Source organism: Oribacterium sp. NK2B42 (genome assembly GCF_000424445.1).
GTDB lineage: Bacteria > Bacillota > Clostridia > Lachnospirales > Lachnospiraceae > Oribacterium.
The window spans coordinates 1-17,733 of sequence record NZ_AUJX01000042.1; the positions used below are offsets into that span (position 1 = coordinate 1).

The following is a 17,733-nucleotide window of genomic DNA, read 5'->3' on the forward strand; positions in this document are numbered from 1 at the left end:
CGGTTATTCATGAGTACTACACCTTAAAATGCAAGTCCAAAAAGAAGAACGTTGCAATAGGTGCTGTAATGCACAAAATATGCAATATCATTTTTGCTATGCTTCGTGATAACAAGCCCTATGAGATGATCACCCCTGAAGAACACAGAAAGCAGTTTAATCGGCTCAATCGCACTACAAAAGTTGCCTGACATCTAATTTGTCATTTTCAATGTGCTATAAATGAATTAGCTTTATTAAAGTTACCCAAAAATGCAGGTGATGGCTAATTTCTAATATTTTCAATTTACTCCTTGACATTTCTTAGCTGGACTTCGCCATGCTTTCGAAGAGGAACACATACTTCCCGAAGACATCCTTATGCGTGAAAAGGCAGCCTTCTCTGATGCCGTAGGTCACAGCTTGAAGGACGACCTGAGAGAATTCGCAGAAGCCAGCTACACTGATGAAGAATTTGAAGAAAGATGCGAAAAATACACTCATGCAACACCTTTCACCAAGGAATCTCTCCTTTACAGAGACATCTTTGAGAAATACTATCCCGGTCAGTCCGGAATGGTAGTTGATTTCTGGATGCCAAACAAGACCTGGCCGGGTTGTAATGTTAACGACCCTTCAGCCCGCGTTCTCAGTAACTACGGTGATTCCGGAAAATAAAAAGATTCGAAAATATGGAATACCTGTCTGATGCATATATTTAAGGAACCGCCGGAGACTATATCAATCTCCGGCGGTTTTAAGTTAATGAATCATAATATACATTACAACCGAAACCACAGTACTTGTAAGACCGATGATGGCTTCGTAAGGAATCAGTTTCATGCGCTCACTGATGGTAAGGTTTACTGCACCGCCTGTTGCGTGGAAGAAGGAACCGTGTGGCAGGGAATCCAGCACTGTTGCTCCGGCATGGATCATTGCTGCTGCGGCCAATGCTGAAACACCGTTAGCAAGGAGTGTAGGAGCAAAGGTTTGTGAAGCAACGGTTGCTCCAGCTGTGGTTGATGCTGTAGCTGCTGCCATAAGTATTCCTGAAAGCGGAGCCAGAACGAAAGCCGGCATATTCATTGCCTCAAGGAGGTTTGTCACATCATACTGTAATGCAGAAGCCTTTATAATACCTGCGATTGTACCGGTACCTATAAGAAGGATTGATACACCGATCACCTTGCTGAGACCAAATTCCATATACTCGATACAGTTTTTGACTTTACCGGTTGCAAGCATACACACAAAACCTCCCACCGGAAGTGCGATCAAAGGATCAATAGCTATTCCTGCGATAGGACGTAATGCAAGCATCACTATAACCACAACCGGACCGAGTACTGCAGGTAAAAATGCAGGAAGGTTCTTTTCGCCTGTAGCTTCCATGTCATCGGCTGTGATCTCTCCTCCGCTCTTTTTAACAAGCATGGAAGCCAGAATGATGGACACTATAAGAGCAAATACTGCAGGAACTGCATTTCTCATCATTACTGCTGTAAGATCCTGTGAAAATGCCTCTGATACTGAAATTGTATTGGGGTTCGGGGAAATAATGTTTCCGGCCTTTCCTCCACCAATCATAGCGATAAGGATGCCGCTTTTTGAAAGACCTGCTCTCTTTCCTATTGCCAAAGCTATGGGAGCAACCGTAATTACGGAAATATCTATAAATACACCAACCGCACAGATAATCATGGTGGCTATGGCAATTGCCGCCACAGCTCTCTTTTCACCAAGCTTCTCAACAATGGTTTCTGCGATTTTCTCTGCAGCTCCTGTTTTGATCAATGTTCCTGCCAGGATTCCGCTGGTGAGAATTCTGAGAACCGATGACATCATTGAGCCTGCTCCGCTGACCATGGTGCTTACTGTTATGGAAAGACCACCTCCGCCGATCAGACCTCCGATCAATGCTCCGAGAATAAGACTATATGCCGGCTGGACCTTTTTGATGATAAATATTATCGCAACAGCCAGTCCGATAATTGCTCCTAAAGTTGTAAATTGTGCTTCCATGGTTACTTCCTTTCGTTATCTATCTACTCATCTATTAACACAGTTTTTGAGCCTTAACATCTGACACACAGATGTCAATCCAATCGACCATTATCGTGGTCGCCATACCACCTTGATTTTTAAAAAATCAAAAAGAATCATTCTTTATAGAGATATGTTGATCATCCGGAACATTCGAACAGCTCCCTTATAGTAAAGCTCTTCTGCCCTATCCAGAGCTTCCGACAGAGGCATTGGCCCATCCACCGTAGTCATGATGGAATTGATTCCATGCTCGAATATTCCTTCATAGCCTTTTCCGAGACCGCCGCAAAGGGCTGCAACCGGAATCTCATGGCTCTTTGCTCTGTCTCCGACTCCCTGCATTACCTTTCCGAAGCAGCTCTGCCAGTCTGTTCTGCCTTCTCCGGTAACTATCAGGTCCGCACCTTCTATAAGTTTATCAAATCCGATGAGATCAAGCACTGTCTCGATACCCGACTTCATCTCTGCATTTAAAAATATTTTAAGCGCCGTACCAAGTCCGCCTGCTGCTCCCGCTCCTTGTATATCATCGGGATTAATGCCAAACTCCTTTATGATCACATCCCGATAATTACACATGCCTTTCTCGAGGCGTTCCAGAATTTCGTGGGTTCCACCCTTCTGTTTTCCAAATGTAAATGTGGCTCCGTCTTTTCCGCAAAGAGGATTTGTAACATCACACATAACCGTGAAACGCGCCTTCTTTGCTCTCTCATCCAAACCACTCACATCTATATGAGCGACCTTCTCAAGCTCGCTGCCCTTGCCTTCAAGTACGTTTCCGTTAATGTCTAAAAACTTTACTCCCAGGGCACTCGCAAAGCCCATGCCTCCGTCATTGGTTGCCGATCCGCCGATGGCAATGGATATATCCTCGAATCCTTCATCCAGCGCCGCCTTAACAAGCTCTCCGGTTCCATAGGTTGTGGTGTTAAGAGGATTCCTCTTATCCTCCGGAACCAGGGGAAGTCCTGAGGCCTGTGCCATCTCGAGAATTACCTCGGAATCACTAAGCTGTCCATAATAAGCTGTGACATCTTCCATCAGAGGACCGTGTACTTCCTTATAGACCTTTTTGCCCTTTCTGGCCAGAATAACGGCATCTGTTGTTCCCTCTCCGCCATCCGCAACAGGGATACCCATAGTCTCACAGGGACCAAATACCTCATGCGCTGCTTTTGTAAGTAATTCAATGGTTTGTTCGCTGGACAATGTGCCTTTGAAAGAATCCGATGCAAATACCAGTTTCATAGTCTGCTCCTTTTTTGTTACGACATACCATAACGATTTATGCAGTTTGTTAAGTTCATTGCATAAAATCGTTAGTTTCTATTGTTCTGAGTCACTCATTTATTAACTATATCTATATTTTATTTAAAATTTCTGATTTGGATAGAACTTCCGAGCATAAAAAGAACGCATATATTTGTGTCTGCTGCACAAAACATGCGTTCCGTATAAGTTTGCCCATTGTATACATTAGCCAATGAGATACATGTACAAAAAATCCATGAATCCCCGGTCCCTTGCACTTTCCAATGGATTAATGCCCAAATAATCCTTCATTTTGTTGTATCTGTACATCAGTGTATTTTTATGGATATAGAGCTTTTTGGATGCTTCAGACAAATTATAGTTTGATTCTTCCAGAGCTCCGATCATTTCCGTCAGCTGCTTTATCTGATCCTCTTTAAGTCTGCTTTTATATATGTAAAAAACCTGCTGAAGCTCCTGCCTCGAAACCAGTGAATGAAAATACTCCTGCACATGATCCATGAAGAATATGATTTCTTCTGAAGAATTTATATGGGATTCCAGCCACCGGCAGTGGCGAAAGGCATGATAGTACCTGGAAAAAGTGGTCTGAAGTGAACCTACATAAAAAACTGCACCGATGCCGGCTTCTTTCAGCTGTCTGATGGTGTACTCAAGATATATCGAAATCTCTTCTCTGTAATCAGTAAGATTCCTGTGTCCATCGACCTTTACCGTCTTAAATACCAGAAGGTGGTTGTCATCCATTACAAAACTGAAATCCTGGACCCAATGTCCTTTCCCCTGTCTGAGAACGGCAAGCACTTCATCAGGCTCCATAGCTTTGTTTCCAGACCTATCAGTTTTTCCAATCTTCGCGAAATTCAATTTACATAAAATCGGAACTCTGACCAGTGACTCATCATATTCCAACTGCTTTGCGATGCTTCTGATCTCAGCTGCATCTGCATATTCCGCCTGGGTTAAAAGATTCAGGAAATGTTCTTTCCTGCTTCTTCTGAGGCGAATGCTCTCCTGCTGCTTTTCAAATTTAAGCATGGTCTCAATGGCCATACGGGTAATGAGCGCAACATCATGTATCTGATCCGGATCTCCGGTAACTCCCACAACTCCTTCTTTACGCCCATCGCAAACTATAGCCATATTTATGCCCGGAAGCACTCCGGGGAATAATGAATCTTCCCGAACCACCAGAACATCCTGTGAACTGTGAATAACTCGATTCGCAGCTTCGTGGTACTTTCCCACACGTTCCTGATCCCGGCTTGCAATGATCACTCCCGATTCATCCATGATGTTAATGTTGTAGCCCGTATATTGGGTGACCTGCTCGATAAATTTTCTTGCTAACTCAGGTTCGATCATGAGAGGATTTTCCTTTCTGCAAAGAAATCAGCTTTAAAAACATCCCAACCCATCCACGCAAGGAGCAACAATTGATTTGCGTGATGATAAAATTCATTTTGAAGAAGCTATGACAAAACCATTTGACATTGGGGCTTTTGGCATTCTCGTTATGCCAATTATTTCATCAGTAATCCAGCGCCAACTTTGCCATGAGGACTGCACCCCGACAGAGGACAGCTTCATTTCCTTTATAATGGGCTGAGTGAAGAGGCCAAACCTTGTCACCTTCATCTGTGGTTCCCAACCAGTAAAAAGCTCCCGGAGTTTTTTCGAGATAAAAGGCAAAATCTTCTGCAGTCATGGCCGGTTTATCAAGTCTTATGGTGTCTTCTTTTCCAAAAAGTTCTTCTGCCTTACATAAAACGTAATCTGCCATTTCAGGGTCATTCATAACAGCATTATAACCATGTTCATAGGTCAGTTCTCCGTCTATCGAGAATGCTATCTTTATGCCTTCAAATATTTCTTTTATACGCTTCTTGGCAGTTTCTCTGATATTTTTCTCGAAACTTCGCACAGTTCCTTCAAGCCTGCAGGAACCCGGCACGACATTATACCTGGATCCAGCCTGAAAGGTTCCTATGGTTATGACTCCGGACAGCATGGGATCCATGTTTCTGCTGACTACAGTCTGAACAGCATTTACAAACTGGCAGCCTGCAACCAGTGCGTCATTGCCCTGGTCAGGCATGGCGCCATGGGAAGTTTCCCCAAGAAACTCGATGGTAAATCTGTCAGAAGCAGCCATCTGGGGACCTGATTTCACGCCTACCTTTCCCGCAGGAAGGTTGGGCCATACATGAAGACCAAAGACTGCATCCGCCCCATCAAGGGCTCCCGCTTCTATCATATTCCTGCTTCCACCACAGGGACTTAGTTCCTCTGCCGGTTGAAAAATAAGTCTGACAGTTCCCTTCAGATCCTCCTGATGAAGTTTCAAAAGTCTCGCTGCTCCAAGAAGCATGGTGATGTGATGATCATGACCACAGGCATGCATTACTCCTTCATTCTCGGAAGAAAAGCTAAGACCCGTGTCCTCTGTGACGGAAAGCGCGTCCATATCCGCCCTGAGACATACGGTTTTACCGGCTTCTTTTCCTTTTATCTCCGCAAGAATCCCGTGGCCTCCGACATTATCCCTGATCTCATAGCCGCCTATATCAGAAAGCTCTTCCAGTATCTTTTTTGAAGTTTCAATTTCCTGATTCGAAACCTCCGGATGCCTGTGGAACCAGCGCCTGAGATCTATAAGATGGGTTTCGAACCTTTTTGCCTCGTTTAAGAGATCCATGATTACTCTCCTTTGTCAAAATACCGTCACCTTTTTTCAATTTACTTTACCCTTTAGTAATCTCTATAGAGTCCTAATTCATCATATTATCTAACTAATATTATCATTCATGCAGTTCTGTTACAATTGGTGAAAAGAACACCGTAAATTACTTACTCAAACTTATTCTCTCAATAGCTCCATCAGCCGTTTCATGGCTTCGCTGCACCTTTTAACATCCTGAACTGCATATACAAGGTAGTAGTAAATAGGAGGTTCCAATGACACAACATTGAAGTCTTTGCTATAGTCCAAAAGCGTATGCTCCGGCATAAGGGCAACACCTGCACCGGAGGCAACCATGTTCACCATGGCACGAAACAGATTGATACGGCAAATCACATCCGGAGTACAGTTATGCTGCCTTAATGCTGCGGAAACAATGTGCTGTACCGCAGTGAACTCCTGCTGCAGAATAAAACGTTCTCCATCGAGGTCCTCCAATCTCACAGGACCCGGATATTTCTTCTCCAGCTTCATTGGTGTTATCAATTTTAATTCCTCTTCGTAGATTTTAGTATACCTTAGAGATCCACCGCTTAAACCAGGTACCACAAGCAGTGCCATATCAACCTTATCCTTTAAAAGCAGCTCTCTGGCACGGTCAGTATCCGCTTCGGTAATATCAATCTGAATATGAGGAAATTCCTCCAGAAATGTAGAAAGTACCCTGGATATCAGGAGGGATCCGGTCTGACGGCTTAAGGCAATTCGAATCTTATGTGAAGTTCTTCTGAGGTGCGTATCCAGTTCAGTTTTAAATCCTCTGTCTATCTTTCGGGCGGCTTCAGCTATGGTCAAATATCCAGCTCCTTCAACCGTAAACTCACAGTGTCCACGATGCCGGTTAAGCAATTTCTTCCCAAGGTTTCTCTCCATGGAATTCACATACTGAGTCAGCGCGGGCTGAGAGATATACAGATTTTCCGCAGCATTTGTGATATTACCTGTCTCATATATTTCATAAATGTAAAAGAAAGAACGAAAGTCCAGCAACTCCTCTGCCCGTGTCTCATCTCCCACGAATTCAGCAAGTTCCTTCCTGATCTGCTCTAGCTTAACGCCATACTTAAGATACAGTTTTCCCGCAAAAGTAAGTTCATGGTTCTTCCTGTCAAACAAAGTACATTCCAGCGCCATCTCTTCTGCAAGAAGCCTTCGGCTGAGGGTTGACTGGAGACATCCCCGAGACTTAGCCGCAAGTGTAAATTTCTTCTGTTCTTTCAGAACTTCCAAATCCAAATAAACCTGATAATTCATAGTCATCGTCTTTCTTAAATGCAAAATAATTTGATTTCTATGCGCATATCTTATTTAAGCTATGTCTGAATTTTATTAGACCAGGAATCTGCAGTCAAGCTATACTCGGATTATTATAAACCTTGTAAATGGAGGAAAAGATATGGCCACCTACGATAAAGATTTTGAATTTAAGGACCCCAAATACCGCAGCGCTACGTTAACAAACGGAATCGCCCGTTCCGGACAGCGTGCTCTTCTTTATGCCAACGGCATGGACGAGGAAGACATGAAGAAGCCTTTTGTAGCAGTTATCGGTTCTTTTTCCGAGATGGTTCCGGGACACCGCCATCTTCAGGAACTTGCCGAGTACGTAAAAATGGGTGTTATTGAGGCAGGCGGTGTGCCTGTTCGTTCAGAAACCATCTGTATCTGTGACGGATTATGTCAGGGCCATATGGGAATGAGATATCCTCTCGCAAGCCGCGAGCTTATCGCCGATTCCGTAGAAATGGTGGTTGAGGCCCATCACTTCGACGCCATGGTTCTCCTTGCCGGCTGTGACAAGATCCTTCCGGGTATGATCATGGCTGCTGCAAGACTTAACATTCCTACTGTTATTGTTCCGGGGGGTCCAATGCTTCCGGGCTATGTTGATGGCAATCCTCTTTTCTGTTCTTCCGAGCTTCGTGAATTCCCGGGCCGTGTTGAGGCCGGTGTGGTAACTCCCGAGCATATGAAGGAAGTTGAGAAGCTGACATTACCGACAGTTGGCTCCTGTGCGCACCTTGGAACCGCAAATTCTATGTGCATGCTTTCAGAGGTTCTAGGGCTTGCACTTCCCGGCGCCGGAACAGCTCCCGCAGTTTCAAACAAACGTAAGCGTATCGCCAAAGCCTCAGGCCGCGAGGTCATGAAGATGCTGAAGGAAGGCATTACCCCGAGAAAGATACTGACAAGAGAGACTCTTCTAAATGGTATCACCGGTGCCATGGCAACAGGTTCTTCAACAAACCTGGTTCTCCACCTTATGGCTATAGCTAATGAAGCAGGCGTTAAGCTTGAACTTTCGGATTTCGACAGAATAAGCCGCGAGGTTCCGTTTATCTGTAACCTCCAGCCATCAGGAAAGTATCCTATTGCATCTCTTGATAATGATGGCGGTATCACAGCGGTTCTCAAGACTGTTGAGAGCAAGCTCAATTTAAATTCGCTGACACTGACCGGAGAAACCGTTGGCGAGAGAATCAAAGACGTTGTAGTTCAGCACGGAGACGTTATAAAGACCATGGAAAATCCTCAGAAGCCTGAGGGCGGTATCGCTATCCTGAGAGGAAATCTGGCACCTAACGGCGCAGTCATCAAGCAGTCCGGTGTTAAGGAATCTATGTACTACTTCAAGGGAACCGCAAGAGTTTTCAACTCCATGGAGGAAACAGATGCTGCAATTTCTGCAGGTGATATCAAGAAGGGAACCGTCATTGTCATCCGCTATGAGGGCCCTAAGGGAGGCCCCGGCATGAGGGAAATGCTTTCAACCACCTCTCTCATCATGGGACGCGGAATGGATGAAGACGTTGCTCTCGTTACAGACGGACGTTTCTCAGGAGCCACTCACGGACCATGCATCGGTCATGTATCACCTGAGGCAGCTGACGGCGGTCCTATCGCCTTTGTTCAGGACGGTGACGAGATCACCATCGATATACATAACCGTAAGCTGGAGATCAATGTAAGCGCCGAGGAATTTGAAAAAAGAAAGGAAGGCTGGAAGCCTCTGGTTAAGCCTCGTCTCAAGGCTCTTGCAAAATACGCGACCCTTGTTACCAGCGCTGATACCGGTGCGATTGTTGATGAAAGCAAACTGATACAGTAACCACATCAGAAGGACGTATCGGAATGTCAGTTATCCAGGTAGAAAAGGTTATGGTCAGCGATGCCCTCTGAACGAAGCATAATACAGGACGAAAAAAGTGCCACCGATATAACGGTGGCACTTTTGATTCAATGTTTTTTCTTTCTCTTCTTTTTCTTACTGTTCACCAGAGTATCGTGTTCTTTGTCGGAATCAGCTTTAACTTCCTTTACAGGTTCCTGAGCAGCTTCTTCTGTCTCGGGGACATCTTCAGCTTGCTTCTCCGGAGCTTCCGGAGCAGCTTCTTCGGCAGCTTCACTCTCCTCGGGTTGAGGATCAGTTTCTTTTTTTTTTCAGTTTCCGAATCCTTCTCATCTTCTACAGAATAGAACTCGATCTCAACATCCTTATCATCCACGAGATCTTCATCATCGATATCATCCGAATCAACATAGTCCGATGTCTGCGAGCCAAGCTTTTCGTTCAGTGCTTCCTTCACAGTTCTGTAAGCATCCTTACCTGCATCGATGGCAAGGTTCTTGGTATCAACCGCAAGATTCTTGGCAGCATAACCGAGATCCTTGGCAGCAGCCTTGATCTCCTCCTTACCCTGATTGTTCTTTAAGGTTGTATAAGACCTCTTTGCAGAATTCTTAACCTCATTTGCAGACTCAAGCACATCTGTAAAATCCTGATCAACTTCCTCAGAAAACTTCTGATACTTGTAGAGGTAAGAAACAACTGCAGCTACGCCGCCGGCAAGAGCTGCCAAACCCAAAAGTCCACCTAACCCTTTTTTCTTCTTAGACATATTTATATCCTCCATTCGGGCAAACAGTTGCCCCAATATTTTCAAAAAACTATAAGAAAATGATACCACCAATGATGAACGATGTAAAACAAACATTTTCCAAAAACATAAAAAAGCCGGAGGGAATCCCCTCCGACTCGTAATTATTTTCCCTGCTCCGGGAGCTTAAATGAGGACTTAAGTCCTACGATACGGTTATATACCGGATGCTCAGGAGTTGAATCCTTACTGTCTACACAGAAGAAACCATTGCGGACAAACTGGAAGCTGTCATAAGGCTTAACCTTCATAAGCTCAGGCTCAACCATGCAGTTTGTCACTGTAGTAAGTGAATTAGGATTGAAGTTAAGGGTTCCGTCATCATTCAGTTTGCCCTTCTCCTCATCGATAAGCTGCTCGTACAGGCGTACTGTTACCTTGCCTGCGGTAGGAGCATTTACCCAATGGATGGTTCCCTTTACCTTACGGCCTTCGAAGCCTGAACCTGACTTTGTCGCAGGATCATAGGTACAATGTACAACTGTAACATTGCCCTCGGCATCAGTCTCATAGGACTCAGCCTTAACGAAATATGCAGACATGAGACGAACCTCATTTCCAACATAAAGTCTCTTATACTTCTTTGGAGGCTCGATCATGAAATCATCACGCTCAATGTAAAGCTCTCTTGAGAACGGTACCTGACGTGAACCAAGAGCTTCATTCTCGAGGTTATATGGTACCTCAAGCATTTCTTCTTGTCCCTCAGGATAGTTGTCGATCACAAGCTTGATAGGATCGATGACTGCCATCATTCGCTTAGCTTTAAGCTTCAGATCCTCTCTGATGCAATACTCAAGAAGTGAATAGTCAGAGCTTGAATTTGCCTTTGAGATACCGGAAAGTTCAACGAACATACGGATGGACTCAGGTGTGTAACCGCGTCTTCTGAGAGCTGCGATGGTCACAAGACGAGGATCGTCCCAGCCATCAACCACGCCATCCTCAACAAGCTTCTTTATATATCTCTTACCGGTTACAACATTGGTGAGATAAAGCTTTGCGAACTCGATCTGTCTCGGAGGATTCTCAAAGTCACAATGCTTAACTACCCAGTCATAAAGAGGTCTGTGATCCTCAAACTCCAGAGTACAGATGGAATGAGTGATTCCCTCGCAGGCATCCTCGATAGGATGAGCAAAATCGTACATAGGGTAGATGCACCACTTATCACCTGTATTGTGATGATGCATGTGAGCAACACGATAGATGATCGGATCTCTCATATTAAGGTTGGGTGATGCCATATCGATCTTTGCACGAAGTGTAAGGGTTCCATCCTCATACTTTCCGTCCTTCATGTCCTGGAACAGCTTAAGGTTCTCTTCAATACTTCTGTTTCTGTTTGGTGACTCCTTACCCGGTGTGTTGAAATCTCCTCTATACTCGGTGATCTGCTCTGCGGTAAGATCATCTACAAATGCAAGTCCCTTCTTGATAAGAAGTACTGCCTTGTCATACATAACATCAAAGTAATCGGAAGCAAAGAATACTCTGTTCTCAAAATCTGCTCCCAGCCAGCGAACATCTCTCTCGATGGCCTCAACAAACTCTGTTTTCTCCTTCATAGGATTTGTATCATCAAAGCGAAGATTGAACTTACCGCCATACTCCTTTGCAAGTCCTGAATTAAGGATTATGGACTTTGCATGTCCTATATGAAGATATCCGTTTGGCTCCGGCGGGAATCTGGTCTGTACATGATCATATACTCCCTCCGCGAGATCCTTGTCGATCTCACGCTCTATAAAGTTCTTTGACTCCTGTGGCTTCTCCACAAGCTCGCCTTTCTCGTTTCTGATTTCTTCAGACATAAATGTTCTCCTCTGTAAATGCTGATTTTTTGCCGTTTCAATACAACATAGGGATGTCAGTCAATCCGGCTTCTTATAACATTTGCAGTAAATATGGCGCAAATGTTTATCTTTCTGTTTTTATGAATAAAGCCAGATGGCTGAAATCGGACTCTCAGCCAATCTGGCATCTTAATCAAAACCCTTTGGATTTTACAACTTTCCCGGTTTATACGCAATAATCTGCGTGGTTTTTTATCACATAAGACCTGTATAACTCAAAGAAATGCCCTGAAATCATGTACTGTTCCTATTTCTCTGCCTTTCGTTGCTCATTCTGTTAAATCCAACCCGGTGCATCTCATTAAGATCCTTTACCTCAGAGTATCTAACTATACCAACTGACGGGTAGAGAGTACAGCTGTATCCATTAACATTGTTAATGTCCATGATGAGTTTACGTATTTTGTTAGCAACTATTTCTATATCTCCGTGTTTTCCTGACTGGGTAAATGCCAGAAAATCATCTCCGGAATATCTGACAAGTGTTGCACTGGTACCAAAGGAGGCAGCCAGTTTCTTTCCTACAGCATAAAGTATCTCATCTCCAAAAGCATGTCCGTACTGACTGATAAGCTCCTGATAGTTATCTATGGAAAAATATATTTCGGCGAAATCAACACCTCTTCTGTCAAACTCGTCCTTGTAAGAAGATATCGCTGTCATCATTCCCCTGATATTAAGGAGTCCGGTAAGATTGTCGGTCTCCTGAAGGTCGAATTTATTTACTTTGTCATGTTCTGTCTCCGTAACATCCTCAAAATACCCAATGAGTCCGATAATACGTCCATTGTCATATACAGGCATCTTGGATGCCCTGATATCCCTGATACTTCCATGGGCTATACAACGTCCCGGAACCTTATGGGTCACAGCACCCTCTCTGAGAACACGATACTCATCTCTCCTGAAGGGTTCAGGGGCAATATGCCATCCCATCTCCTCGTCAGTCTTTCCGACAAAATCAGACTGGCTCTTAAAGCCGTAATAATCCATGAATTTCTTATTGGCACCCACAAATCTTCGCTGCTTATCTTTCCAGAACAATCCGAGGTTAACATTTCGGTTAAGGTTATCCCAGAGGAGCTCCTTGGTAAGCTCCGAACCGATGCTGTTATCCCTTCTCATGGCAGCCATATAGTTCTGATAAGCGGAAAGCTCTGTTGACTTGATCGCGTCAGCATTTCTTACAAATAAAAGAGCATGATCCGAAGACACCAGTACAGCCAGATAAATCTTCCAGCTATAGTCCCCGCTCAGGTTTTTTGTCCTGATATAAGCATAGACAAATTGGCCTTCCGACTTTTTTATCCTGTCTTCAAGGGTGCTTATATCAAAGAAATTCAGGTAATTAACCCTGTCTGCCTCATAAACATAATTTTCGGCATATTCATCGATCAGCTTTTCGATGTTTCCGCTTTCTAAGTCTCTTTTCTCTGAATCCCTAAGGTACAATACCTCAAGAAAATTTCTTTCAAGATCCAGCATTGAAACACTGTTATAAATGCCATACAGGTATTTGAGATTGGAATCCAGCTTCTCGAGCTTTACCTTCTTTCCATCCTTGTTACTGTTGGTAAGACTGAACAGTATAGCGCATCTGTCATTGTGTCTGACTACCACCCGGGCCTCATAATAACAATAATATCCGTTTATGGTGAAATCAGAATAACAGGAGCCAAGATCCGTTGTTTTTTCTATTGCTTTCCTGAGCTTTTGCTTATCAGAATCCTCGGAAACATTGTTCAGATCGTCATCCTCGTATCCTATAGTCTTCAGGGTCTTCATATATTCGGCATTACGATAAAGATACCTTACAGAATCCCCGTCATACTCCACCATCGCATAAGGCAATGCACTTTCATAGGCTGACTCCACCGGTATATCTGATTTTCTGTCAGACTTTACTCTGATCAATGAACCCGGGCTCAGGATATTGATGCTTCCGGCTTCATCAAAGTATCTCACCTCATCGGGATGTTCTATTTCCAACCCCTTAACAGAAAGCTCTTTCATGCAGTCATCCATCGGGAGAGGCTTGCAGAATAAAAAGCCCTGAGCCATCTCACAGCCTATACTTCCTAAAAATCTTGCCTGTTCCTCTGTCTCCACACCTTCAGCAATGGTTAGCATGCCTATGTCTTTAGCCATACCCACCACAGAAGCAACTATACGACAGGCCTTCGGGTTAAAATCCTTTAAGAGCTTCATATCTATCTTTAGCTCATCAAAGTCAAAATCCCTGAAGATGTTCAATGAGAAATGCCCGACACCGAAGCCATCCATGCAGATCTGATAACCGGCATTTCTGAAACGGTCAAGCTGTTCCTTTATCTCTCCGGTATCCTGGTCGAAGGTCTTTTCATTGAGTTCTATGATCACGAAACCCCTGGGGATCCCGTATTTTATTACAGGTCTTTCCACAACCTCAAAAATATCACACAGCTCAAAATCCTTCCTCGATAGATTAACCGAGAAAGGAACTACCTTCTTGCCTTCGTCAACCCTGTTTTTGAACTGTCTGCAGGATTTCTCCAGCACATAACCGTCAAGCTTATGGATCAGCCCCTGCTCCTCCAAAACTTGTATAAAAACATCCGGTCTGATCAGCCCATACTCGGGATCTTCCCATCTTGACAATGCTTCAAATCTGCTCACCTTATTATTTATCCCTCTTATGAGGGGCTGATAATACACCTTTATCCAGCCCTTGGATATAGCATCATCTATATTGTTTATGACATATTTTTCCAGATCAACATTACCCATACTACACCCTACGCCCGTTCACATGCAGTCATCTTTTTTTGAGAAAAAATATTTGAAATAAATCTTTTTCCGAACTAAATCTGTTATTCTGATTATAAACATTTGCATGTTATAAAGTCAACGAACACAACAGCAAACTATGTTCATTTATTTACGAGATCTATCATGATATCGGGAAGAATGCCGTCATTTCCGGCCCACATTTCCTCGATCTGGGATTCATCCACAGGTGAAGTTCCGATACCGCATTCTATGGTAACGGAAGGTATGTCCAGCTTCTGTACTGCCCAGTCCTTGTAGCCTGCTGCATCCTTTTCTGCCCAGGTATTGGAAATCCTGTAACCTGTATTCCGGTTTACGATAGAAGCAAGATTATAACCTTCGTTTTTATAGTTTCCAGTCTCTCCGAAATACCAGTAGATAACCTTTCCCTGCGTGTGGTAACTGATGGTTCTGTCCGGCATCAGACTGCGGGTAAGGTCTGCAAGTACCTTTGTCTCAATCTCGCATTCAGGTGCCGTTCCCTTATAGTTCATGGATGACGGGTGGTCTACCTTGGATGGCGTCTCATCCCAGTTTGCATCGAAATTACGGTTAAGGTTTACACCGTTAATGTTGTTCTTCCAGGTTCTGATGTACTGCCCCATATCCGTAGCATTATCCATACCTGCGATGGTCATGACCGACATTCTCGCATCTTCTGAATTGAGAGCTTCCAATCCTCCCTGAACCAGGGTGATGCCGTCGGGATCCACCATTGGCACAAAATGAATACAGGTGTTGTTCAGAAGATCCGGAATTGAGCAGCCGTTATATACTGTACCGGCCTTCTGCATCTCAAGAAGTGACGCAATCTGTCTCATAACAACCTGACATACGATATACTCTCTTGCATGAATTCCTGCGTGAACCAGAACCTTGTGCTTAGCCTGAGGATTTCCGACTACCACATGATAAAGATTACGGGCATCTGCTGTTGTGGCAAGGACGTCCATCTGCATGCTCGGATATGAAGCCTTGAGTACTGTAAGATCGTCCACCATATTCTGATAGGTGTAGGCAGCGATATTATTGAAATGGTATCCTGCCGGAAGCGGTAATGTCTCCGCCTGTGCTTCTCCTGTCTGAGCTGCAGTCTGATCAGCCTGTGCTGTCTGCGCTGTGGCAGCATCACCTGAAGAGGCTGTTGCCGTGCCGCCTGTCGATGGACCGAATTCCGATCCTACGGTCTGTTCTGTGCCTGTTCCCGCTACAGGACCGTTTGACTGTATTCCTGTTGTATCTGTTGAAGTTGTATTTCCTGTCATAACCGCTATGGGAGCCTCGTTTTCTGTTACGGCGCCTGTTGAATCTGAATTACCAGATGGTGAAGAGTCCGGATTTTCTGTAGTCTTAGTTACGTCACCCTGCATTTCCATAGTTGACGAACCTGCATCTGTGGTTAAGCTTTCCCCTGTGGTTTCGGAAGCTGTTGTTCCGGAAGAACCCGAAACAGCCGCCTGCTGAGTTTCGCTTCCCGCTTCTATCCCCTGATCGCCTGAATTATCCAGCGCCTCCTGAGCGGTACTGCCTGCTTCAACTACGGCAGTAACATATCCCTCTCCATTAACAACTTCTTCGGCATAACCGTTTAAACATAAATATGTACTGATCGCAGAAGCTGCAACCATGGCAAATATAAATTTTTTCATAAATACCCCTGATGATTTCTTCCCCTTCGTATTATAATCATGCTACAGTATAGTCCACCTTAATATGACTGTGTACCTACGATTTTTTTAAGATTTAAACCTGACATGCTGAATAAAAAGACAAAAACTATACTTTTTCTTGACCTTATATCGCTTTTGATGAGTCACCTCGCGGCAAATTCCCGGGGCTTTGCCGACTTTTACTCTCATAATATTTATCGCCATGTGAGCCTCACGGTAAGCAGTATCACCGGACTCCTGCCCTTTTCCCTGACTGAAGTCCTGCTGTATGCATTGATCATTTTTGTCATATGGGATTTTTCAAAGGCTCTGAGAGGTTCGATAAAGAATTTCAAAGAATACCGAAATTACACTTCAAAATGCCCTTCCGGGAGAAAATCCTCAGTACCCTGTAAGGTATTTAAACCATTGACCCTCTTCGCAGGTAACCTGTTTCTTATCGCATCCGTCCTTTTCATATTGTATGTATTTAACTGCGGAATAAATTACAGACGCACCGGTTTTTCCATGGAAGCGAAAATCCCGGCCTACGATACCTCTTCTCAAAATGAGGCCAATGCAGACCTGGTGGAGCTTTGTGAATATCTGGCAGAAAACATTAACCTTGCAGAAAAACAGCTTCTGGAAAGCTCGCAGCTGCCGGAGGGCGCATCATTGGCCTCCGGAATGTACGAAGGAAATGAACAACCGGCCACTCCGGATTCTGTATCCCAAAATCCTGATAATTCCAAAGGTGATCTGCCTCTGTCTCCTGTGAAGCTCTATAACGGCGCTTTCATCGGGGAAACCTCAGCCTCCGAAAGAGCCTCAGCCGCTTATCTTTGGGAAACCGGAAAGCTCGGGCAGGAAGCAATGGAGAGGCTTGGTGCACGTTTTTCAAGACTGTCGGGACATTATCCCTTCCCGAAGCCCCTCATAAATTCATGGATACTGAGCATCCAGCAGGTAACTGGAGTCTACTCGCCTTTTACCATAGAGGCCAACTACAACAGGGATATCCCATACTATGACATCCCATTCACTATCTGCCATGAATTATCTCATCTCAGGGGTTATATGCAGGAAGAAGAAGCTAACTTCATCGCGGTTCTCGCCACCATCGGTTCCGGGGATATATATTTCAATTACTCAGGCTATGTTTCTGCCTGGGTATATGCCGGAAATGCCCTTGCCAAAACCGATCGGGAAAGATTTTCAGAGCTTTACATGAAGATAAATCCCTACACCCGTCAGGACATGATGTACAACAACGAATTCTGGGATCGCTTCGACACAAAGGTCGCCGAGGTTCATGAAGAGATTAACGATGCCTACCTCAGGTACAATGGTCAGACTCAGGGCGTCCGGAGCTATGGTCATGTGGTGGATCTCATGCTGTCATACTATGAGGAAAACGGAAGTCTGAAATAACAGTT

11 protein-coding genes and 2 pseudogenes are annotated in these 17,733 nt (G+C 44.4%); 4 read left to right on the forward strand and 9 right to left on the reverse strand.

Annotation, left to right across the window (positions count from 1 at the left end; translation table 11 throughout):
• Together G625_RS19585 and G625_RS0111280 are read left to right on the forward strand one after the other, a co-directional pair.
• Positions 1-191: pseudogene (locus G625_RS19585) on the forward strand (IS110 family transposase); the annotation flags it as partial.
• Positions 192-312: 121 nt separating this feature from the next.
• Positions 313-657, forward strand: a pseudogene (locus G625_RS0111280) (asparagine synthase-related protein); the annotation flags it as partial.
• An 84-nt stretch (positions 658-741) separates the two neighbouring features.
• On the opposite strand, the gene G625_RS0111285 reads toward G625_RS0111280, so the two are convergent.
• From G625_RS0111285 to G625_RS0111305, 5 genes are all read right to left on the reverse strand, one after another.
• Positions 742-2,004, reverse strand: a complete 1,263-nt coding sequence (locus G625_RS0111285) for a GntP family permease (protein ID WP_029201201.1) — start codon at positions 2,002-2,004, stop codon at positions 742-744.
• Positions 2,005-2,148: 144 nt separating this feature from the next.
• Positions 2,149-3,279 carry a glycerate kinase family protein gene (locus G625_RS0111290; protein WP_029201202.1) on the reverse strand — a complete coding sequence of 377 codons (1,131 nt, stop codon included), beginning with the start codon at positions 3,277-3,279 and terminating at the stop codon, positions 2,149-2,151.
• Positions 3,280-3,507: 228 nt separating this feature from the next.
• Positions 3,508-4,668: a CdaR family transcriptional regulator gene (locus tag G625_RS0111295; RefSeq protein WP_029201203.1), complete on the reverse strand. Its 1,161-nt coding sequence runs from the start codon at positions 4,666-4,668 to the stop codon at positions 3,508-3,510.
• A gap of 166 nt (positions 4,669-4,834) precedes the next feature.
• Positions 4,835-6,001 (reverse strand): M20 metallopeptidase family protein, encoded by a 1,167-nt coding sequence (locus G625_RS0111300; protein WP_029201204.1) that lies wholly within the window; start codon positions 5,999-6,001, stop codon positions 4,835-4,837.
• 162 nt (positions 6,002-6,163) lie between these two features.
• Positions 6,164-7,300, reverse strand: a complete 1,137-nt coding sequence (locus G625_RS0111305) for a LysR family transcriptional regulator (RefSeq protein ID WP_198014888.1) — start codon at positions 7,298-7,300, stop codon at positions 6,164-6,166.
• Between the two features lie 142 nt (positions 7,301-7,442).
• Here G625_RS0111305 and ilvD point away from each other — a divergent pair, with 142 nt between their 5' ends.
• Positions 7,443-9,155, forward strand: coding sequence for a dihydroxy-acid dehydratase (gene ilvD / locus G625_RS0111310; RefSeq protein ID WP_029201206.1), 1,713 nt, complete (start codon positions 7,443-7,445; stop codon positions 9,153-9,155).
• 208 nt (positions 9,156-9,363) lie between these two features.
• On the opposite strand, the gene G625_RS19590 is transcribed toward ilvD, so the two are convergent.
• The 4 genes from G625_RS19590 to G625_RS21360 form a co-directional block, all read right to left on the reverse strand.
• Complete coding sequence (locus tag G625_RS19590; protein ID WP_156885103.1) at positions 9,364-9,945, reverse strand: hypothetical protein; 582 nt, start codon at positions 9,943-9,945, stop codon at positions 9,364-9,366.
• A gap of 143 nt (positions 9,946-10,088) precedes the next feature.
• Positions 10,089-11,798: a glutamine--tRNA ligase/YqeY domain fusion protein gene (locus G625_RS0111320; protein WP_029201207.1), complete on the reverse strand. Its 1,710-nt coding sequence runs from the start codon at positions 11,796-11,798 to the stop codon at positions 10,089-10,091.
• Positions 11,799-12,074: 276 nt separating this feature from the next.
• The gene (locus G625_RS21355; RefSeq protein WP_029201208.1) at positions 12,075-14,606 is read right to left on the reverse strand and encodes an EAL domain-containing protein; all 2,532 of its coding nucleotides are present in this window, start codon (positions 14,604-14,606) and stop codon (positions 12,075-12,077) included.
• 143 nt (positions 14,607-14,749) lie between these two features.
• Positions 14,750-16,297: a M14 family zinc carboxypeptidase gene (locus tag G625_RS21360; protein WP_049895866.1), complete on the reverse strand. Its 1,548-nt coding sequence runs from the start codon at positions 16,295-16,297 to the stop codon at positions 14,750-14,752.
• Between the two features lie 105 nt (positions 16,298-16,402).
• Between G625_RS21360 and G625_RS19605 the strand changes: the two genes are divergently transcribed.
• Positions 16,403-17,728 (forward strand): DUF3810 domain-containing protein, encoded by a 1,326-nt coding sequence (locus G625_RS19605; protein ID WP_049895867.1) that lies wholly within the window; start codon positions 16,403-16,405, stop codon positions 17,726-17,728.
• Positions 17,729-17,733 lie beyond the last annotated feature (5 nt).